The sequence below is a fragment of the Methylomonas sp. TEB genome (genome assembly GCF_047777895.1).
Lineage (GTDB): Bacteria > Pseudomonadota > Gammaproteobacteria > Methylococcales > Methylomonadaceae > Methylomonas.
This window is the reverse complement of sequence record NZ_CP180476.1, coordinates 1,001,112-1,021,433: the sequence shown is the minus strand read 5'-3', so window position 1 is coordinate 1,021,433 and position 20,322 is coordinate 1,001,112. Positions and strand designations below refer to the sequence as shown.

General features: G+C 54.8%; 16 protein-coding genes. All 16 read right to left on the bottom strand.

Features of this window, described 5'->3' with window-relative positions:
- Positions 1 to 9 precede the first annotated feature (9 nt).
- Positions 10 to 879 (bottom strand): glycosyltransferase family 2 protein, encoded by an 870-nt coding sequence (locus ACMXD4_RS04665; RefSeq protein ID WP_171696443.1) that lies wholly within the window; start codon positions 877 to 879, stop codon positions 10 to 12.
- Positions 876 to 1,667 (bottom strand): glycosyltransferase family 2 protein, encoded by a 792-nt coding sequence (locus ACMXD4_RS04660; protein ID WP_415879999.1) that lies wholly within the window; start codon positions 1,665 to 1,667, stop codon positions 876 to 878. The genes ACMXD4_RS04665 and ACMXD4_RS04660 overlap by 4 nt, the downstream gene beginning before the upstream one ends.
- 3 nt (positions 1,668 to 1,670) lie before the next feature.
- The gene (locus ACMXD4_RS04655) at positions 1,671 to 2,615 is read right to left on the bottom strand and encodes a class I SAM-dependent methyltransferase (RefSeq protein WP_415879998.1); all 945 of its coding nucleotides are present in this window, start codon (positions 2,613 to 2,615) and stop codon (positions 1,671 to 1,673) included.
- Between the two features lie 20 nt (positions 2,616 to 2,635).
- Entirely contained in the window at positions 2,636 to 3,955 is a 1,320-nt protein-coding gene (locus ACMXD4_RS04650) for a lipopolysaccharide biosynthesis protein (RefSeq protein ID WP_415879997.1), read from the bottom strand.
- Between the two features lie 10 nt (positions 3,956 to 3,965).
- The gene (locus ACMXD4_RS04645; RefSeq protein ID WP_415879996.1) at positions 3,966 to 5,210 is read right to left on the bottom strand and encodes an O-antigen ligase family protein; all 1,245 of its coding nucleotides are present in this window, start codon (positions 5,208 to 5,210) and stop codon (positions 3,966 to 3,968) included.
- Between the two features lie 9 nt (positions 5,211 to 5,219).
- Positions 5,220 to 7,574 carry a polysaccharide biosynthesis tyrosine autokinase gene (locus ACMXD4_RS04640; RefSeq protein WP_415879995.1) on the bottom strand — a complete coding sequence of 785 codons (2,355 nt, stop codon included), beginning with the start codon at positions 7,572 to 7,574 and terminating at the stop codon, positions 5,220 to 5,222.
- Positions 7,575 to 7,577: 3 nt separating this feature from the next.
- The gene (locus tag ACMXD4_RS04635) at positions 7,578 to 8,678 is read right to left on the bottom strand and encodes a polysaccharide biosynthesis/export family protein (RefSeq protein WP_101051772.1); all 1,101 of its coding nucleotides are present in this window, start codon (positions 8,676 to 8,678) and stop codon (positions 7,578 to 7,580) included.
- A gap of 12 nt (positions 8,679 to 8,690) precedes the next feature.
- A complete protein-coding gene (locus tag ACMXD4_RS04630; RefSeq protein WP_415879994.1) occupies positions 8,691 to 10,112 on the bottom strand; it encodes an undecaprenyl-phosphate glucose phosphotransferase in 1,422 nt (473 codons plus the stop codon).
- Positions 10,113 to 10,338: 226 nt separating this feature from the next.
- Positions 10,339 to 13,791: a translocation/assembly module TamB domain-containing protein gene (locus tag ACMXD4_RS04625; protein ID WP_415879993.1), complete on the bottom strand. Its 3,453-nt coding sequence runs from the start codon at positions 13,789 to 13,791 to the stop codon at positions 10,339 to 10,341.
- A complete protein-coding gene (locus ACMXD4_RS04620) occupies positions 13,788 to 15,518 on the bottom strand; it encodes an autotransporter assembly complex protein TamA (RefSeq protein ID WP_415879992.1) in 1,731 nt (576 codons plus the stop codon). Before ACMXD4_RS04620 ends, ACMXD4_RS04625 begins: the two co-directional genes overlap by 4 nt.
- A 186-nt stretch (positions 15,519 to 15,704) precedes the next feature.
- Positions 15,705 to 16,979, bottom strand: coding sequence for a (Fe-S)-binding protein (locus ACMXD4_RS04615; RefSeq protein ID WP_415879991.1), 1,275 nt, complete (start codon positions 16,977 to 16,979; stop codon positions 15,705 to 15,707).
- Between the two features lies 1 nt (position 16,980).
- The gene (locus ACMXD4_RS04610; protein WP_033157151.1) at positions 16,981 to 17,433 is read right to left on the bottom strand and encodes a hypothetical protein; all 453 of its coding nucleotides are present in this window, start codon (positions 17,431 to 17,433) and stop codon (positions 16,981 to 16,983) included.
- A gap of 3 nt (positions 17,434 to 17,436) precedes the next feature.
- Positions 17,437 to 18,399: a Rossmann-like domain-containing protein gene (locus tag ACMXD4_RS04605; protein ID WP_415879990.1), complete on the bottom strand. Its 963-nt coding sequence runs from the start codon at positions 18,397 to 18,399 to the stop codon at positions 17,437 to 17,439.
- A 9-nt stretch (positions 18,400 to 18,408) separates the two neighbouring features.
- Positions 18,409 to 18,789 (bottom strand): hypothetical protein, encoded by a 381-nt coding sequence (locus tag ACMXD4_RS04600; RefSeq protein ID WP_205453408.1) that lies wholly within the window; start codon positions 18,787 to 18,789, stop codon positions 18,409 to 18,411.
- The gene (locus tag ACMXD4_RS04595; RefSeq protein WP_205453407.1) at positions 18,786 to 19,292 is read right to left on the bottom strand and encodes a hypothetical protein; all 507 of its coding nucleotides are present in this window, start codon (positions 19,290 to 19,292) and stop codon (positions 18,786 to 18,788) included. Before ACMXD4_RS04595 ends, ACMXD4_RS04600 begins: the two co-directional genes overlap by 4 nt.
- Positions 19,293 to 19,295: 3 nt before the next feature.
- Positions 19,296 to 19,619, bottom strand: coding sequence for a (2Fe-2S) ferredoxin domain-containing protein (locus ACMXD4_RS04590; protein ID WP_020484886.1), 324 nt, complete (start codon positions 19,617 to 19,619; stop codon positions 19,296 to 19,298).
- Between the last annotated feature and the right edge of the window lie 703 nt (positions 19,620 to 20,322).

Below are 20,322 nucleotides of genomic sequence, written 5' to 3'. Positions count from 1 at the left end.
AAACAGTCTTTAAATACATTTTTCCGATTTGCCGTAGGTCAAAAACCCGCGCCAGATCCCGACCAAGTTGTAAAACGAATACGCCAGTTTTTGCGGATTGAAGGTGACCAGCGCCAAGGCCATTTTTAACAGTGGCGCGACCATCATCTTGCGGACGATGTAATACCAAATAAACACATCATGCTGATTGGTAAACTTGCGAATATAAGCGCCGATGCCGGTGGAATACATCAACATCCTGGCCGTGCCGAGTTTGTAATGATCCTTGTTAGCGTGAAAAATCTTGATCTCGGGCGTGTAAAACGCATTGCCGCCGGCGCGCAGCAAGCGGTACAGCAGCTCAAAACCTTCCGCCCCCGAATATTTTGAACCGATGCCAAAATCGTGATCCAAATGAAACTGCTGCCTGTCGACCCGTTGCAGATCAAAAAACTGGGTAAACTCCACGCCCATCATCCGGAAGCGGTTGAAATAGCCGGCTTTGTGGCTATTCACGCCGATGCTGAACCGGGTGGCGGAAAAGTCGTAGGAACCGGCCACCAGAATGGCCATATCTGCGCGCCGCTTAAATTCCGCGACCACTTTTTCCAACACATCCTGGTCATAGGCACAATCGTCGTCGGGAAAAGCGACGATGCGGCCTTGCGCCAAACCGATGCCGTAATCCCTGGCCCGGGCGTTGCCGGTGAAATCCACCTTGACGTGCTTGATGTCCATCAACGCTCGATAAGAGTCCAAAATAGCGTCGATCTTGCCGTCACGATTTTGATCGATAACAATCAGCTCGAAGTTTTTATAGGTCTGAAACAGCAGCGATTTCAAAAAATCCAAGACTTCCGCGTCCCTGCCCAAGGTTGCCAACACCAACGAAATTTTCATACCGCACTCCTTGCCCAGTTACCGGCTTTTGCTTGCAAATAAATCGAGGCTTCATACCAGGTGAACATCAGCGCAAACTCCAACCCGGCCGCACCGTCCAAAAAGCCGCCACGTAACAAATAGTGATAACAGAACCTCGCCAGTATTCGCAGCCAGGAACGTCCCAGTAATACGCTTAAGCGGCCGCGCGTGGTCATCACCGCCCCGGCGGTGGGTTGCAATTGCACTTCCTGCGCAGCCTTACCGACGTGCTTGTGCATCCACTCGATAATTTCGCCGTGGTAAAAATAATGCTCGTAAGGAATATCGGAATAGCCGATGCGGCAGCTATCCAACACCGCTTCGCCATGCCCGGTGTGGTTGCGTACAAACCGGGTAGTCTCGCGGCGCACCAGTCGGGGGTGATAAATGGGATAACCGGGCGCATGGTTCAAGCGTTTGCCACGCAGATACAACACCGAAGGCACCATCAACACGTCGATACTGTGAGTTTCGGATAATTTGGCTTCAAACCAGTCGTAAAAGGCCTGCGGATAAATTTCGTCGGCATCGACGAACAAAATCCACGGCGTGTCTATGCCGCATTGACGAATCGCGAAATTGCGTTGCTCGGCAAAGCCCGGCCAGGGATTACGATGAATCGCGCAGCCCCGTTCTTGGGCAATGGTCAGAGTGTTATCGGTACTGCCGGAGTCGACAATCACGATGGGATAGCGCGCGGGGATACCGGCCAAACAGCGCGGCAGATTGGCTTCCTCGTTTTGGGTCAGAATAACGACGGTCAACATGGCTTATTGCTTCACCGCGTAGACGTTCAGATAAATCCCCAAACCCAAGGTATCCATTAACGCAGCAAACGGTATCTGCGCGTACTTCACCAAGGTGTCGGCCAGTTTGGCCAGGCTGCCGGTCAGACCCAAGCGTCTGGATAGCGCGTTGTACTGAATCCGTGTGACTTGCTCGGTTTTAAGCACGCGCAAGCCGTGACGCTCCAACAAACTTTTCAGACCTTTTTCGGTAAAGTAATTGACGTGTTCCGGCACCCACAAGCAAGCGTTCTCCTTGGTGCCCAGCAGTTTGACCAAAAACGACGCATAGTTAGGCACCGCGCATGCCAGCACGCCGCCGCTCTCCAGCAGATCGGCCACTTTGGCAATAGTGCGGTCCGGTTCGAGTATGTGCTCCAACACTTGCGACATCACCACGACACCAAATGCCTGCTCGGGCTGATACTGCTCGAACATGATAGGCAACGGTTCGTCGCCGTTTAAGTCCTGGAACACCCGGTTTTCATACTGGCCGGGATTGATGCTGACAGTGCGATAACCCAGCAAGCGCAAGGCGCGGGTATAAAAACCAAACCCGGAACCAATGTCCAAAGCCCGATGATTGCCGGACTTGTTCAACTGGTCGGCTTGCAGCGCCATGCGCTTGGCATCCACGATGCAGTTAGGAAACGCCGCCTCGCGGCCCATCACTTCGTCCAGCGTAATCGCTTGCGTCAACGCCTGCCCGGAGTATTGATAGATGGCTTGCAACCATTGCCGATGCGGCGGTTGATTCAAAAATCCGGTGCCACAGCAGGCGCAGCGGTAAATCCGGAAGGCTTTTCTGCTGGCGCTATCGGTATACAGATAGTCCTTTTCCCGCCAAAAACCGATTTTTTCCGCGCCGCAAGCCACGCATGTGTGTAGCACTTCGCCATAGATTTCTGTTGTCATTGTTGCGTATGTCATCGTCTTCACCGTTGTCACTGTTAAGCATCCGCCGCGAGCGGTTGTTGTCTCAATGTTTGAATCGTTCCGGACTTGGCGCGGCGGTCGGCTTGCCAAGGCTTTGCCAAGATTGCCAATACCACGGCTTCGATCCCGAAATAAACCGGATTGGCCCAGGCCGCGCCGGGCAAGCCGTATTGGCTGACCAGCACGGGAATAATAATCGCCGCCGCTACCGCGCCGCACAAGCGTCCTTTCAACAAGGTTTTGGTATGTTTGTGCGCCAGCAGCGGTTGCGCCAGCGCCGTACCCAAGGCATGCAAAGCACAGCCCAGCGCCATGGCCGGCATTAAATCCACCGCAGCGTGATAGGATTTTGCCAATACCACTGAAGCCACCCAATCCTTAGTTAGCAGTAACAGCAACAAACCAAGCGCGCCCAAGGCTGCGACACTGGTTATCCAGACCCATAAAATCGAAAAGGCCTTTTGCAATTGCTGTGCGGAAAAAGCTTGAAAATAAGCGGGCTGAAAGGTACGCAGCAGCACCATCGCGCTACGGTTAAAGGCCTCGTTGACGATCATATAGGTTGCGGCGTACAAACCTACGTCGGCAGCGGTCAGCAAATAACCGATCACATAGCGATCGCCCAGACCGTTGATCCAGAAAATCAATTCCATCGGAATCAAGGGCAAGGCGTAGACCCAGACTTCGCGGCGGAAAGACCGACTAGCGGTCGCAGGTATCCGCGCGGCATTGCGGCGCTTCACCACGATCCAAACCAGATTGGATAGCAAACTGGCCAGGATGTACCCCAGCAACACCCATTCCGGATTGCCGCCCAACCACCAGACCAGCGCTATCGCCAAAGCAGGCCTCAGCACGCTGTCGCTGGTTTGCCAAAGACTGGCCAGGCGCTGTTTGCGCTCGCCTATCGCCAACTGTATGCCCAATTCCCGCTGTACCGTCATCGCCAACAACACGCCGGTCAGCAAAAACAACACGCTGCTGACCTCGAAAAAATAACCGTAGGCAAAACCGCCCAGCACCAGTAGGCCAATCGCCAACATAGTGGCTTGCAGCGTCAAACCGGCGACGGCAGCATGCAAGCCGCCGCGCTGGCCGGCGGTTTCGCATTCCGTGACCATCCGCATGCCGGCGCAGATAAACGGATAAGAAAACACCGCCACGCCCAGTGCGACAAAACCGTTCAACAATGCCACTTGGCCGTAAACTGCCGGGCTGACCAATTCGGTCAATAGCCGCGTACCCAACAGCAAAGCCAGCGCGGATGACGCCTGGCCGAACAAGGCCCAGAACGCATCGCCAAATAATTTGCTCTGTTTCAATGCAGCGAACATCGCAGATTTCCTAAGGTAAACGCGGGGAGTAATCGGTTCTGGCCGACATGGGTTGAACCATTGCCCCGGCTTTAGCCGTGCAGCCCAGCACCATGCCCCACAGCATCATTAACAAGGCGTTCTGCGGAAAATACTCCCACATATTAAAAGTCAGGCCGGCGGCGAAGATGAACATCGCCACCAAGCCTTTGTTGGGGTGGACAGACATCCGTGTCGTGATCCATAAAAACGTCAGATAAGCCAGCAAGCCGATCACACCGTAGCCGTTCAACAAGAATAAATACAGGCTGTCGGAATCGAACTGGCCGGGAAAATACTCGGCACCGAACAACAGATTGACGGTGTTGGAACTCAAACCCAAGCCCCAACCGAACAGCACATCCATCGGGTCGTGTACGTGATTGGCAAACACCCGCTGCCACAAATCGATCCGGCCGTCCTGGGTGGGGTCGGCATCGTCGCGGCCGCTCAACAAGGGGCTGGAGGCCAAAATCAAGGCGCCCACCGCCAAAATCGGCGCGGGCATCACTAAAGCCCAGCGATCACGTGGTCGCAGTGCGGCATACACTTGAAAAAACACCACCAGCAAGGAACTGATAAACGCGGTGCGGGAGCCGCTCAACAACGCTAAAAATACGCTCAGCGCTAACCAACGGCGCATGCCCGGCACCAAGGCAAACACCAACGCGCAAGTTGCCATCGTCGCCCCGAATAAATTAGGACTGACGAAGGTGCCGAAGGGCCGACCGCCACCCAACATCGATACACCGAACAGCGGTGGCGCCCACAAAGCCTGGGCTAGCGCCAAACCGGTTTGCAACACCAGGTAATAGCGCAGATAGCTGGCGAACTTGTACAACACGTAATCGCCGGCACCCAAACGACTGGTGACGAAACCGATCAAGGCGACCGGCAGATATTCAAACACCCGCAAGCCGGTCAGCGGCACGACTAGCGGCAAATCCAGATAAAGGGCGTAGCCCACTTCAAACAGGACATAGCTACAAATCACCCCCAGAAACGCCAACACCGAACTGGTAAAAATTCCGTTACGCAACCGCGGTTCCAACCAGGCGTAAACGATCAGCACGCCCAACAAAGCCTCGCGCAGAATCCGCAAACCCATTTCCTGCTCGCCGTAGACTTCCTTGATACCGGCCCAAGCCGATTCGACCTGCGGCAGCGAAGCCACCGTCGACGCACCGACCAGCGCCACCAACAGCACAGGCAGGTCTTTTTCCAAACGGATTCTCATCGGCGTTATTTAAACCCGCTCGTCGCTTTCGGCGGGAACCGGCAATAGCTCCCTGTCAAACTGCTTACCCAGCCAATCCCCCATCGCTTGATATTTATCGCTCCAGCTGGATTCGTCCTTCGGTTCCTGATCCGCGCGTTGGTAGGCGTAACCGTAATATGGATAGTAAGACGAGCCTTCCTTCATATCATTGATGATGAAACCGTTAGGTTTGATGCCCACTTGTTGGAAGCGGCGGGCGCTGACTTCCAGTTCTTGCGCGGTATATCGACCTTCTTTCACCACCAGGAAGGTCGCGTCGGCATGCTTACCCAGAATCGCTGCGTCGGTGGCGCCCAGAATTGGCGGCGAGTCGATGACGATGTGGTTGTAAAAGCTTTTCAGTTGTTCCAGGGTTTCCGACAATTCGCCCAGCACCAGCAATTCCGCCGGATTCAGCACCATATTGCCGCGCGGGATCAAATCGATACCCACATCCGGCAAGCTGACGATCACTTCGCCCAGCGTAGCGCGGCCTGACAATAAATCGGACAAACCCGGTTGCTTGCCGATCGAAAAGGTATCGTGCAAGCGGCCGTTGCGCATGTCGGCATCGATCACCAGCACCCGTTTCTTGATGCTGGCCAACAAGGCCGCCAAGTTAGAGCTAACAAAAGACTTACCCATGCCTGGCGCCGGGCTGCTGACCATAATTACCTTGCTTTCGTGCTGCGCCAGAGTGGCTTCCAGCGTCGTGCGCAGACCGCGCAGCGATTCGACGGAAATATCCAATGGATCCTGAGAGACCAAAATACCGTTGTCTTTATCCTTACCCAGCAAACGCCCCAATTTATGCTGCTTTTTGCTATGCGGAATCGCCGCAAACAGTGGCAAACCGACTTGATATTCCAGCAAGGCCGGATAGTTGTCGTGGCGTTGCAGCGAATGTCTCAGGAAAATCAAGGCCGAGCCCAAGCTCAAGCCCAGCAAACCGGCTATCGCCAACAACAAACCAGGCTTAGGCCAGTAAGGTTTTTCCGGCGTCACCGCGAAGTCGACGATGCGTGAGTTGCCCAAAGAACCTGCGGCAGCGATGCGTTGTTCCTGAGCGCTGTTCAATAAAGAGGTGTACAGCTCGGTGTTGACCTGCACATCGCGCGACAAACTCACCATGTTTTGCTGGGTTTTCGGTAAATCCTTGATGCGTTTTTCCAAAGCCGCCAGCTTATTGTTCACGCGCTTAATCTGGGCATTGGTGGAAATCATATCCGGATGCTCGGATTCCAAACGCTGGCTTTGTTCGTCGTATTTTTGCTTAAGCTGAATACCCAGGGTCTCCATATCCGACGCCTGTTTCAACAGTATCTCGGCTTCGGCGGAAATATCCACCGCGCCATGTTGCTGACGATAGGCGCTCAAACCCTGCTCGGCTTTTTCCAGGCGTTCCTTAACGATGGGCAACTGGCTTTCCAGAAAACCCAGTTTTTGCGAGGCTTCCGCCGATTCCCAATTCACCGTGGCGTTGACGTAAATCGCCGCAATATCGTTCACCGATTTAGCCAGTTGCTCCGGGTCGCGACCTTTCAATTCCACGCTCAGAATATCGGTGTCTTTGGATACTTCTTTGACCGCAAAGGCTTTTTGCAATGTTTCGATGGCCGACAGCGCGGTGCGGCGGGTTAATTCAAAATGCGTACCCGGATGCGCTTCCAGGGTCTCGACTTTAATCGTCACCGGGGTTTTCTCGCCAATCTCGGCATTCAACACTTCACCAACCTGGCCGGCCAACAATTCGTCGCCGCGCGGGTCGAGCAGTTGAAAACGCCCGGCTTCCAACGCGATTAAGGTAAATTCTTTTTCCAGATAACGATCCGGCACACTGAACGCGGCGATTTTCAGCTTTTCGCCACCCCAAGCCCAACGGCTAAAGCCCCACCAGGCATCCGCTATGCCGTCATGCGCATCGTGGCGGCGCGCCAGGGTTTCGCCGATCAATGGAAAAAAGTACGGCTCGGTTTCGATGGTCAAATTCAGGTTATCCACGACTTTGCCCAACACCGAACGCGAACGCAAAATCTCCACTTCCCGTTGCGCGCGGGGGCTTTCCGCTTCCGCCGGCGCTTGGTTGTTTTCGCTGCGTAGCGTGGCGGACAGCAAGGCCTTGTTTTTGTCGATTCGCAGCAGAGCATCGGCTTTGTAGGTACGCGGCGCCAACACCAGATACACGGTGGTGACTAGCAACACCGAGCACAGCGCGATAAAAATGGTTTTGCGGCCTTCGATCAGCAAATCGACGTAGTCGCGAATACTGACGCTAGGCTCTGGCATTCTCGCCTGATTCAGCGGTTGCACGACCGGCGTAGCTTCGTTTTGTGTGTAAATCATCAGTTACATCCCCATCATCGCGGCTTGCGACATGATTGCGGTAAACGAGCCGGGTAAAATTTGGTTCAGGACCCTAGACCATTGCGTGACACCGGCGGTACCGATGAACAACGTGTCGTGGGCTTGCAGCGGAAACTGGTCGGCCAGAATCATCGCATCGGGCGATTCTGCATCCAGTTGGAAAATTTCCGGCTGCATGTCGCCGGCGCGGATCACGTAGATGTCGCCGGGCCGCGAGGTATTGAAATCAACCCCGGACGCTTCGGCCAAGGCTTGCGACAAACTCATCCGGCCTTTGTTGATCTGGATGGCTTGCTGGCGGTTGGCCTCGCCCATCACGAACACTTTGCTGTCTTTTTGATCGCCGACATTCAGCACGTCGCCATCCTTCAATAGCAAGTTTTGAGTGGTCAAACCTTTTTCGTACATCGATTGCACATCCAGCTTGTAGAGTTTGCCGTCGCGGGCCAGCGCTACGTTGGCAAAATCGGAGTCCTTGGTCGAGCCGCCGGCGCGGGTGATGGCTTCAGCGACCGTCAATGGCGTTTCGTTCATGGTTTGCACGCCGGGACGCACGACTTCACCGACCACCGCTACGCGGTGCGCCTGGAAGGACAGCACGCGAATGTCGAGTTTGACCTTTTTGAAATATTTGGACAGCTCGCGCGTCAAATCCGCGCGGGCTTCGCTGACGGTTTTACCGGCCACGTGGATACTGCCGACGTAGGGGTAATACAAGTCGCCATTCTCATCCACCACTTTACCGGCTAGCTCCGGCATGATTTTCTCGCCGCCGGGATCGTTCAGTTCCGGATGCTCCCAAACGGTGATTTGTAATCTATCCTGCGGGCCAATGCGGTAGCTGGTTTTGTTGGGGTCCACCGGCGGCAAATTGTTAATGGCCTGGCGACGGTTCGCCTCCCGTTCGATAATCAAATCGGCGGTAATCGGCACAATGCGGACTTTCTCCTTGACCAATTGCCCGTCTTTTTTCATCGGCATCTCGATTTCGGTCAAACCATTATCGGTATTCATATCCATGCCTGGCGCCAGGAAACAACCGGGCAAGGTTAAGATCAGCATGATGGGAATCAATCTAAACATGTAAGCGTGTCCTTAGTAGGCGTTTTTATTGATAAAACCGGTCAGCACGGTGCGGAAGGCGATCTCCAAATCAAACCACAGCGACCAATGCTGGATGTAATACAAATCGTGTTCGATGCGACGGTTGAGGTCGGTGTCGCCGCGCCAGCCGTTGACTTGCGCCCAACCGGTGATGCCGGCTTTGACCATGTGTTTTTTCATGTAGTTGGGAACTTGGTCCTTGAACACTTCGACGAAATCCGGACGCTCGGGGCGTGGACCGACCAGCGACATATCGCCGCGTAACACATTGATCAATTGCGGCAGTTCGTCCAGGCTGGTTTTGCGCAGGAAAGCACCGAACGGGGTGGCGCGATTTTCGCCGGGCTTGGCCCACACCGCGCCGGTTTTGGCTTCGGCATCGACCGGCATCGAGCGGAACTTCAACATCGTGAACGAACGATTATTCCAACCCACGCGCTCCTGACGATAAAACACCGGGCCACGCGAACTCAGCTTCACACCCACCGCTAAAACCAACATCAGCGGGCTAATCAGCAGCAACAAAATCAAAGCCAAAAGTCGATCTTCGATTTCTTTGATATAACGATTGATGCCATGCAACGGCGATACTGAGAAATCCAGGGTCGGAATACCAGCCACAGTGTTCAAGCTCAGGAATTTGCTTTGTTTGAAGGCGAAACAGTCGATCACCAAGCGGATGCTGACCGGCAGATGGCGCAGTTGATATTGAGCACGTTCGGTCAACGATTCGCCTTGATAGGCTACCCATACTTCATCGATAGCTTGAGCCGAGATGATGCCCGGCAGGTCTTCCAACTTACCGAGACACGGCAGTGCGAAATCATTAATTGAATTTCTGTCATCGCCCCTGTCGTCAACATAACCGACCACTTGCAGGCCAGCCCAGGACGAATGATTCAACTGCCGCGCCACCGCAACCGCCATTTGATTCAATCCGACCATGACGATACGACCCTGCGACCAACCACGAGTCCTTAAGAAACGCAGCACTTGCGACAACACCCCGCGCGCCACCAACACAAAAGCCAAACCCAGCACGCCCCAGGATGCGATCCAGCGGTAACTGGAACCAAACCAAAAATGTAATCTGATTAAGGCGACGATGGACACCACCGCCACTAACGCCGAAATCCAGGCTCTGACGATACGGGCAATTTCGCCGCGCATCGCATCGTTACGCCAGGGCCGATAGACCTGGCCGATTTCGAAGAAGATGATGGCGCCCAGGATGCCCAGCGCGATGACGATCCGGTAATCCTGATCGACAACGTACTCGCGCAACCAAAAATAGTGAGTCACCCAAGCGGCAGCAAACAACATGGCGACGTCGATGACGCGCAGCAACAAAATCACCGTGTGACCGTACTGTTTAAAAAGCCCGTTGAAAATATTTCCCAAACCGAGTGGCATGATGGCTTAACCCCTAAATCGTCTTGATCCAATGACTAAGGGTCACCGTCCCTGGAAACCCAACCTGATGCGAACGGGTTGTTAATCCCTATTCGCTTGGGTAGTAGATTACCGAGACAAGATGAGAGAAAGCCTGAGGGTTTAATTAAGAATGTATTAGAAACGGCTTAACTTTGGATGAAAGGGATTTTAAGCGAATGAATTATGGCCAATGACGCAGCGAGCTTTAGTCAGTGTCAAACTCATAATTGACTTTGACGCGCTGCGATGTGCCGGTTTGGGTTTCCAGATTGATGCTGTCGGTGAGTTTGTATTTCAAAACCAGCAGCGCCTGCTTACTGAACAGGCCCAGTTTGGTGCCCACATAGGTATTAGCCGTCAGATACTGTCCTGCCGTGACCAGCGTATCGGCAAACGACTTGCCTTGCTGCACTTCAAACTCGTCTATACCCAGTTTCTCGGTCAGCCACGACAGCCGCCCCGCGCCATAGGATAAAGCGGCGCTCGCGATCATATTGCCTTCATCCTTACCGGCTTGGTTCAGCGAAGCCCCGGTTATCAAATACGCCAGCGCATCGGACTCCGGCAGGCTGGGCTCGGTATAAATCTTGGTCTGCGGCGCAGTGGCCGAACCGCTGACCTGCAACACGGCCGTCACTTTCTGATCCTTGGAAACCCGATAGGCTTCGACATCCAGCCATGGGCGATCGATCGGGCCATTAAATAAAAACCGGCCCTTACGCAACTTCAAGTCTTGTCCATAACTTCGGTAACGGCCGTCGGCCATATCGATGGCGCCATGCAAGGCAAGACGTCTATCAAGTTTCAGAAATTGCAGCTGTCCGGTCAGTTTTGTATCCAAACCAAGCCCGGAAAAAGTGACTTGCCGCCCCAATTGAATCGCCACGTCAGCGTCGATACCCGGTGGCGCTTCGATAGCCTGATCCGAGTCCGTTTTGCCGACGATCACCTCATCGCGACTGACCGCCACCGCACTGGCCGGCAGCTCTTTGATTTTAACCATGGCTTTGTCAATTCCCAACGCTCCGGTCACTTTGGCATCACCACGGGCCGAGCGGCCCAGCTTAAGATGCGGTGCGATGGTCACTTCGGCTTCTGGCAACTTAGCCACCTCAAAGTCATTGCCAAGCACATCAAGATCGGCAATGCCATCCAGGCCCAACAAACCATCGATGGCAAGCCGACCGCCGCCAGAACGAAGGCTGCCGTGTACTTGAAGTTGCTGATCATCATTCACGGCATCGGCATGCAACTGAATATCGGACAAAACAATACCCAGTTCATCAATTTGTAAGCGGCCATCCTCCAAACTCAGACGCCCCTGAGCAACTGGCTGAGGCAGCGTGCCCCCCAATTTCAGATCGGCACCGAATCGCCCCTTAAGCCCGGACATATTGGGCACCAGATCCTGAAACAAACCAAGATCGTTGATTTTTGCCGCCAGATTTCCGGCCAAGCTCTGTCCGGGACCTTGATCCAGTTGCAACTGAGCGCGGATAAAGTCGCTACCGTCAGTCGCCAAATCAAGATCGGCAGTCAGACGCTCGCCAGCGAGATTGCCGAACAGAACGGCCTTGCGAAACGGCACCACCAACCCATTCCGGCCAACCGGCAGCGACACGCCGGCGTCTGCCAGCGCCAATCGATAATCCCCCTGCAAACCGCTCCCGCGTTTGCGAACCTCCGCAGTCGCGGCTAAGCTGCCAAAAAGTTGCCAATGCGCCGGCAGATAAGCGCTTAGCAAATCCAACGGATAGTCGCTGACCCGCCCCTGACCGCTCAGATCGCCATTTGCCAGATAATCGCCCTGCAAACAGATTAACGCACTCGCTTGCGTCAGACAGGTATCGGCCAAGCGCACATCGGCACCGGCAGGCCGCTGCTCTATCGTCAGGGCAGCGGCTTGGCGCAATTCCCAGGCACCGAGTCGAGGGACTTGCAAGGATAAAGCCTGCAACGCCCCTTGCCAGCGCGGTGCTTGCCAGCCGCCGGCCAGCGCCAGCGCCAATTGCCCCTGCGGCGCACGGACATCCAGGCTAACGCTGTGTTTTGCTGAACTGCCGCTGGCGGCTATCGCCACGCTGTCGATTGTGTCGTGACCGCTAAGTACATGTTGGGCATGCATTTGTAGCCGGATTTGGGCGTTTGGCTGAAAATCCAAGGTCAGATCAAATGCGCCGACTTGCTGTTGCGCATAGCCAAGCCCCGCAGCCTGCGCCGTCAACTCAATATCCGGCAAATGCCAATCGCCGCGCAGAAGACCGTTAACATGCGCTTTGCCGCGCAGACCGGGCCACAAACCGGCTAAAGCCGGCGTATGCAAATCAAAGCGAAGCGCGGATTCAGCCGGACCCAAACGGCCATCAGCGTGTAACCGATTGGCACCTGACGACAGTTGTAACTGATCGACCGCCACAACCTGCCCGTCCAGCGCAAATTTTCCCCCACCGCTCAACGGCTTGCCGAGCAATTGACCATCCAGCCTATGCAGTTGCGCCTTAAACTGCGGCGCGCCCGTGTTCAAATTTCCCTCGACATCCCCATCAAGCGATAAGCGCCCCGGCAAATCCGGCACCAATACCGCCGGGTTAAAATCTCTGGCGTGCGCGTGCAAAGCAAATTCGACGGCGTCCTGCCAGGCAATCGCGCCGTCGACAGCCAAGCTGCCTGCCTTGGACGCCACCAGGAATCGTTGGAGTTTGGCAGACGTCGGCGTACCGTCCATCGCCAGCTCCACGTGTGCATCCGGTAACTCGGCTCGCCGCACATCGGCGGTCAGCTTGGCCTGATAGGCTGAGAAATTACCCTGCAACGCCAGCGAACCCTGCGGACTTGTCAAATGCGGAAGATCGCCGACCAAGGGCCAGCGCGCATCGACCCAATCGCCTTGCAATGTAAAGCCGGGGGCTTGTAACAGCTCATCAATCTGACCGTGCAAGGTCGCAGCGAATGGTCCTGAAGCGTTGATGTCCAGTACCAAGCGCTTCAGATCGCCGCTGAATTTGCTCGCTGCCTGCCAGTTGCCATATTCGGCCGAACGTAACTGACCAGTCGCATTCAGCGCCAGTGGATAGCCGCCACCTAAGCCCAACCAACCATTTAGATCAAGCTGATAATCCGCAGCCTCAGCGACCATATGGGTTAAATGCAAGCGGCCGCCTTCGGTGTTGGCAGACAAAGTGAGATTTGGGAGATCGTGACGTTGCCCGGACTGGATGAATGTAGCATCGTTAACCGTCAAACGATCCAAGCGCAGCGCCAGCGGCACGGGTAACGAGGCTTCCGGGTCAAAATGACTGCTGCTATCCGCCTGCTGAGTGCCCGGCTCCAGGGTCAATTCCAGGCCCTCGGTGGCGATCTCGTCGATCTGCAATGCGCCTTTCAACAAAGCAAGCGGAGACCAAGCCAGCGAGAGGTAGCGGAGTTTGAGTTGAGTGCCATCGGCATGGTACTGCACCCCTGCCAACTGCAAACGATGCAACAGGGTGCCGTCGATGTTGTTAATGCTGGTCTCGGTCGGCAATACTTGCTGAATCAGCCAGCGACTTCCCGACTGGCTGTTGGCCATAGCCAGCACGACCGCCAACAGCAGCAACAGCAAAGGCAGTACCAGTAGTAGCCTCCGCAGATACCTCCCAGGCCAGCGCCATAGGCTCATAAACGTGTCCCTGCGGCAAAATGGATTTGAAACGAGGAGTCGGCGGGTTGCAGGGGCACCGCAAAATCCAGGCGGACCAAACCAATCGGCGAGTACCAACGCACCCCTAATCCCACGCCTGTCTTAATTTGAATGCCGTCTAAATTATAGGCATTGCCGGCATCGATAAAAGCGGCAGCCCCCCAATTGTCGAGTACCGAATGTTCATATTCAACACTGACCACACTCAAAAAGCGCCCGCCCACCACCGCGCCCGTAGCATCCTTGGGGCCCAGTTCTTTGTAACTGTAACCACGTATGCTGTTCATACCGCCGGCAAAATAACGATAAGTAGTGGGTAGCTTGTCGAAATTATCCACCAGCGTGGCGCCTTGCTCGCCACGCAGCACAATGCGTCCCACGTCGCCAACGGGGTGCATCCACACGCCCGCCACAGCCCCTTGCAGCATACTGATATTGGACAGAGGGCTTTTGTAGCTGCCATCCACTGAGAACTCCAACCGATAACCGCGTGTCGGTCGAAGCGGATTGTCCGATACCGAACGCAACCAACTGCCGCCGGGTAACAGCAATAGCGTCGTGTCGGTCGTATTCGCCGCCGTATACTTCTCGTAACTGTAGTCGATGAACAATGTCTGCTTCCAGCCACTGGTGAATGCGTGCTTCAAGCGCGCCGATAATTTCCCTGCCCACGAGGTATAACTGGTCGTGTCTTCGCGTTTCACACCCGCACCAAAGCTCAAGGAGTCGTTGAGCGGATCATCCAGCGGTACGGTGTATTCAGCACCGGCTGTAGCCAAAACGGGCGATAGATCCAGTTCGGCGTTGAAATAATGGCCCTGCGGATTGATCAGACGATTGAGATAGGTCCCACTGACCAAAGGACCCTTATCGGTGTCGTATCCCAAACCCATCCCGTAATGATGGCGCTTGTTCGGATACAGACTCAGCATGACGGGCACCTGCCTATCGGCTATGCTGGCTAAATCCGGATGAATATCCACTGATTTGAAATAGCCGCTGTTGGACAGCGCATTGTGCGTATCGGCTAGCTTATGACTATCGTAATACTCGCCGGTTTTGACCTTGACCAACTTGGCAACAAACGCGGGATCAAGAACAGCCTGGTCAATCTTGACTTCGCCAAAATAAAGACGCGGTCCCGCATCGTAATGCAGCACAATATCGGCCCGATCTTGAGAAGGATCGACGCGCAATTGACTCGTGGCAAAGCGCCCTTGCAAGTAACCACGCTCTAAAGCCAATGCCTCGATTTGTTTTTTTAAGGCTTCATAATGCCCGTGATGCAACGGACTGCCTACTTTGGCGGATAACTTTTCCCGCAAGCTCGCGAATGCCGGATCGTCAACCGCTTCACCGAGAAATTGCAGGTCAATCGCAGTCACGCGCATCGGCTCGCCAGGTTTAATGACAAAGCGCGCTTGCCAACAGTCGGCCTTAATATCCAGATTTTTTTCTAGGCTGACGTGGTAGCGACCTAACGCGCGTAACGCATCGTCGATCTCCTGATCGGCCTTGAGGAACAGACTATTGATTTTCCAATCAGGCGCCTTGCAGTCCTGTTCACGCAAAGACAAGCTGATTTCAACATTCCTTAACAACTCACCGTCTATGCCCTGAATCAGGACATCGGCCGAGGCCTCTAACGTCTCAAAGAGGCCGACCAAAACCACCGCATACAAGTGGAATCGATAGTTACCGGTCATCTTGGGTCATCGAAACAGGTCATAGGGAGCGCTGAAGAGGTTGCGCAACCACTTTACCAGTGATCCAGCCCGCCTAGCAAACTGCAACCTGAGTAGTCTCGGCTAAGCGGTTTGACTATCTACCGATAGCTACCCGACTCTACAGTGCCAAGATTGGCTATGAAGCCAAGGCATGAAGTGGTAAACCTACAGCCTGTCCGCCAACAAGCGTATCGGATGCACTAGCTTGCGCGCGGTTTCGGCGCGATCAGCATTGAGGTAAAACGCACAGCTGAAATTACTGCTAACCACCACATCCGCACCGGAGCCTTCGATGGCTTGGCGCTTGGCGTTGCGCAGTTGCTGGGCATTGTCCGGGTGGCTGAGCATATAACTGCCGCCGGCACCGCAGCAGAGTTGATTATCCGGCAGGGCTTCGATATTCAAACCGGGGATTTTCCGCAGCAGCTCATGCACGGCGCGGCCATTTTTCAACACATTGCGTTGGCTGCACGGCTCGTGCACCGCCACATTCATATTGGACGCGGCAGGCTCCAAGTTCTTCGGCCAATGATCCAATAAAAATTCATTGATGTCCTGCAAACGCTTGGCAAACCAACCGGCGGTTTCGCTATTATCGCCTTCGTACTCGCTCAACATTGCGCCGCAGCCACTGGCCACGTAGATCACCGCGTCCACTTCCAATTGGTAAAACGCTTCGATATTTTTCTCTTTCAAGGCTTGCGCGGAACAGCCGTTATGCTGATGAATCGCCCCGCAGCAGCTTTGGCCCTCCGGGACCACGACTTCGTAGCCTATGGCATTGAGTAGTTTGATTGCAGCCCGTTGCGTGGCGCGGTCAAAATGTTCCGCCAGACAGCCGGTAAACAAGGCCACTCGCCCGCGCTGCCGCTGCCGCCTACCGACCGGATAAATCCCGGCCAAACTGCCCAAGGCCGGCTCGTTCAGTAAACTTTCGGCGGTATCTAATTTTAATTTGCGTAGCAAGCCGCTGGCTCTCAGCGGTTTTCGTAAACCGGAACGTAAATATAACGACAGCATGGGCAACAACATCCGCCGCCGACGTTTGCGTTCGATAAAGTACATCGCCAACTTGGCTAACCAAGGGCGGACCGCGGCTTTCTGCAATTTCGCTCGAGCTTGATCGAACAAGGCGCCGTAACTCATCCGGCTGGGACAGGCAGTTTCGCAGGCCCGACATTGCAGACAGTTATCCAAATGGGCGCGCTCTTCGGCGCTAATCGGCGCATTCTCAACCAAAATCTTGCTGATGGTGCGGATGCGTTGCCGGGGCGTTTCGGCGTCGATTTCGAACAAACGAAAGGTCGGGCAGCTGCTGACACACATGCCGCAGCGCATGCATTCACTGGCTTCCGGGATATACGGACTGTTGGGTGCAGGCGACCCCGAGCCGCTATCGCCCGTGAATTCACCGATGCCAAAATCCATCATATCGAACATATTAGCCCTCCATCATTTTGGTGTAAGCCCGGCGTAGCAATTCCATCTCGGCAGGTGGGCGACCACGTAACTCCGGCAAGGTGCGCATCTGGCAACCCAAGGACTGCATCAAGCGGTGCGGCGGATCCAGCAGTTTGAAACGCGCCATATACACCGTGACGGTGCCTTTTGGGGTATCGACGTATTCCTTAAAACCCGCTTCGGCATAGAGTAAATCGTTATCAAACCCCAGCAGACGATTGATGGCATTAACCAGCGTTGCCGGATGCACGGTGATTTTTCCGTCGTTTACCGTCGCATCTTCATCAAAAGCGACCGACAGCGGCGGCAAGGATTGCGGAAAGCACACGCTGCCGCCGGCCTGCTGGGCAAACAAGGTCAAAGCGCTGATATCGCCTTTGTACATCAATAACAATCGGTGGCTGTTAAACGCCTCCGGCACTGCGTTGTTCATTGCTTAGCCAGGCGCACAATTGTCCCACAGCGATTTAAAGCTGCTATCCAAGCGCGACAGCCGGCTGTTGATTTGGTCCAACAGCGAGTACTGCGGAAAGCGCGCCTTATTGCCGTCGCGATACCATTGCTCCATCGCTTCAGTCAGTTGGGTTCTTTCGTTAAAACAATCGGCGATTTGCTGCTTCAACCAGCTAATACTGCTTTGCGGGGCCAGTTCCGCCACGCGGTAGCGTAAGCCGTTATTAAAGATCCGCACGCCGCCGCCCTGAGCCGCAGTGTGGTACAAGGCTTCCTGATCGATAATTTCCACCCCGGCCAGATAATCGATGCCAAACTCATGCAACTGCGGCAGCCATGGTACGGTGGGGCCCATCAACACGGTTTTGGCGTGACAGGATAGCTCCACCAAGCGCGGAAAGGTTTTATTCGGAATACTGCTGGCGGTCAAAAACACCCAGTCGGCTTGCGGCAATAAAAACTCGCACGCGGAATCCGGCAGATCGGCGGCGGACGGTTGTCGCTCCAAAATGGTTAAATGCATTTTGTCTTGATAGCGTTCGATGCCCGGATAACGGCCGATCACCACCACGTTTTTGCCATTCAGCTGCGGCAAAAAATGCTCGAACACCGCCAGATTGGCGTGTTCGTCGTGACTATCCAACACCAGCGAATCCGGTAAAGGCCGAGCATTGATGCAACTGTTGATGGCTGCCATGGCAACCGTGGCTTTATACGGTTCCCATTCGGTAATCCAGGCGGCTAAATCCGTCACCGGTTTGCCCACCAAGGTGCCCGACCACGGCAAGGTGCGCGTGTTCTGCCCCGGACTCATCGCCAAGCCGGCGGTCGCCCGGCCCTGACTTTGGCACACAGTCCAGACCAAACCGATCATCAGGTTGTCCACCACGGCATCGCTGCTGCAATAATCCAACAGCAGTTCGTACAAGCGTTTTGGGTTAGCCATTGCCCCCCCTTATTGCGGGATGTCTAGCAATTTTGCTTCGGTTTTGATGTTGTCTTGCTGACCCCAAGCATTAATGGCCTCGACGAACCATTGTTTTTTGGTCGGGTGCGGCTGCACAACATCGTATTCGGCATAAAAACTGCCGTCGCCATGAAATTTAATCTGACCGATGCGCTGCTTACCGGCATTGTACCAATAACCCACCAAATCCTGGGTTTGGGTAAACGGGTCGGTGACTAAACTGAACTCGGCGCTATCGAATTTCGGCAAACTGAGTTCGGTTTGCAGCGGAAAGCCCAGCTTGACGATATTTTCTATAATGCGTTGACAGACTGTCTCGCCGAAAGCCCGCCGTGCCGAGACCTGCTCGGCAACCCGTTCGCTGGTCATGCAGCATCCTCCAGCACGGCGTCGGCCAAATCCATAATCACCGATGCACCGGAACGGTCTTCCGGATCGAGCGCGCGCATCAACACCAGTATGGACTGGGCTTCCGCATCCAATTGCCGCCGCAGTTTGATAAAGGCTAGCGCTTTTAAACTGTAGAGATAAAACAGCGCCACTTCGCTGGCATACATATCCCACTGCGCCAACTCGCGGCCCAGCTGCCGATAGTCGGCCGGAAAGCCGCCCTGCCGGGCCGCTTCGTTTAGCGCCGCCATCACTTCCAGCTCGGCTTCCAGCAAACGGCCTTGGTAAAAATAGAATTTATACAAGGCAAAATAGGTTTGCAGACAAGTAGCGTCCAAAGCCTGCGCCTGTCTGAAATACTTTTCCGCCAAAGGCTTGTCGGCATGACTGGCCGCTACCGCCATCTGCAACAGTTTATTCACCTCTTCCGGCACATCCGGACTGAATAACACCCGTTCTTCAAAAAAGCCGAGCTGACTCATGGTTTACCAAACCTCGGCAGGCGCAACCAATGCGGCGACCGGCTCGCCACCCAACAAATGCTGATCGATGATGGTTTTGACATCATCTTTGGTGACTTTGCCGTACATCACCCCTTCCGGATAGACCAACACGCTGGGCCCCAGCATGCACGGGCCCATGCAACCGGTATTGGTTAGGCCGATTTTCTCGAACAGGTTACGGGCCTGAATTTGATTCATGAACTCGTTCATCACCTCGGCACAACCACTGGCGGTACAGGAGCCGCGCGGATGGCCTTGCGGACGGGCTTGAGTGCAGACGAATACGTGTTTATCGGGACGAGGCATGATAGCTTTCCTTTTTTGATATGAAAAATTGGTGTCGCTATCGCGACGAATTCATTGATGTCGGTTCTCGGACCGACAACCGAGACACTTTCTTTTGCTCCGCCAAAAGAAAGTATCCAAAGAAAAGGCGGCCCGGATGCCACTTGTTCCCTGCGCTCCTCGCTTTTGAACGGGGTTGCCGAAAGGGGCTCCCCGCCCCTTCGGCAACGCGCCGCATCCCTGCGGCGCCCCTGCGGGCTGCTCACTCGGCACATCCATGTGCCTCGCCCTTCGGGTGCTGCGCATGCAAATCGGCTATCCTGCCGATTTGTCCGTTCAAAAGCTCCGGTGCTCGGCGCGGCATACGGGAGACGACCGTTCTACTCTCGATGCTCCTAGATTTACATCCAGCACCAGAAAACTAAAAAGGGCTTTTACAAAGCATTGTGAACCTAAAACAGCTGGCGACAGCTCACCCCCGAATTAACTCCAATAACTTAGCAATTCCGGGACAAGCCAGATCCCCTATGCCGCGCCGAGCACCGCAGCGTTTATCGAGATTAGCCCGAAGGGGTGCGGCAGGGATGCCGCACGTCGGCGGAGGGGCTGGGAAGCCCCTTCTGCCGACCCTCGATAAACGCTGCGGCGCGCAGGATCAAAGCGGCATCGGGGTGGCCTTTCTTTTGGTGACTTTTCTTTGGCCAAGCAAAGAAAAGTCACTCGG

Coding starts and splice junctions, on each gene's coding strand:
- ACMXD4_RS04600 (WP_205453408.1), bottom strand. CDS start 18,789: ATGACCAGCGAACGGGTTGCCGAGCAGGTCTCGGCACGGCGGGCTTTC.
- ACMXD4_RS04605 (WP_415879990.1), bottom strand. CDS start 18,399: ATGGCTAACCCAAAACGCTTGTACGAACTGCTGTTGGATTATTGCAGC.
- ACMXD4_RS04630 (WP_415879994.1), bottom strand. CDS start 10,112: ATGCCACTCGGTTTGGGAAATATTTTCAACGGGCTTTTTAAACAGTAC.
- ACMXD4_RS04635 (WP_101051772.1), bottom strand. CDS start 8,678: ATGTTTAGATTGATTCCCATCATGCTGATCTTAACCTTGCCCGGTTGT.
- ACMXD4_RS04645 (WP_415879996.1), bottom strand. CDS start 5,210: ATGAGAATCCGTTTGGAAAAAGACCTGCCTGTGCTGTTGGTGGCGCTG.
- ACMXD4_RS04660 (WP_415879999.1), bottom strand. CDS start 1,667: ATGTTGACCGTCGTTATTCTGACCCAAAACGAGGAAGCCAATCTGCCG.
- ACMXD4_RS04650 (WP_415879997.1), bottom strand. CDS start 3,955: ATGTTCGCTGCATTGAAACAGAGCAAATTATTTGGCGATGCGTTCTGG.
- ACMXD4_RS04640 (WP_415879995.1), bottom strand. CDS start 7,574: ATGATTTACACACAAAACGAAGCTACGCCGGTCGTGCAACCGCTGAAT.
- ACMXD4_RS04615 (WP_415879991.1), bottom strand. CDS start 16,979: ATGTTCGATATGATGGATTTTGGCATCGGTGAATTCACGGGCGATAGC.
- ACMXD4_RS04625 (WP_415879993.1), bottom strand. CDS start 13,791: ATGAGCCTATGGCGCTGGCCTGGGAGGTATCTGCGGAGGCTACTACTG.
- ACMXD4_RS04655 (WP_415879998.1), bottom strand. CDS start 2,615: ATGACATACGCAACAATGACAACAGAAATCTATGGCGAAGTGCTACAC.
- ACMXD4_RS04590 (WP_020484886.1), bottom strand. CDS start 19,619: ATGCCTCGTCCCGATAAACACGTATTCGTCTGCACTCAAGCCCGTCCG.
- ACMXD4_RS04665 (WP_171696443.1), bottom strand. CDS start 879: ATGAAAATTTCGTTGGTGTTGGCAACCTTGGGCAGGGACGCGGAAGTC.
- ACMXD4_RS04595 (WP_205453407.1), bottom strand. CDS start 19,292: ATGAGTCAGCTCGGCTTTTTTGAAGAACGGGTGTTATTCAGTCCGGAT.
- ACMXD4_RS04610 (WP_033157151.1), bottom strand. CDS start 17,433: ATGAACAACGCAGTGCCGGAGGCGTTTAACAGCCACCGATTGTTATTG.
- ACMXD4_RS04620 (WP_415879992.1), bottom strand. CDS start 15,518: ATGACCGGTAACTATCGATTCCACTTGTATGCGGTGGTTTTGGTCGGC.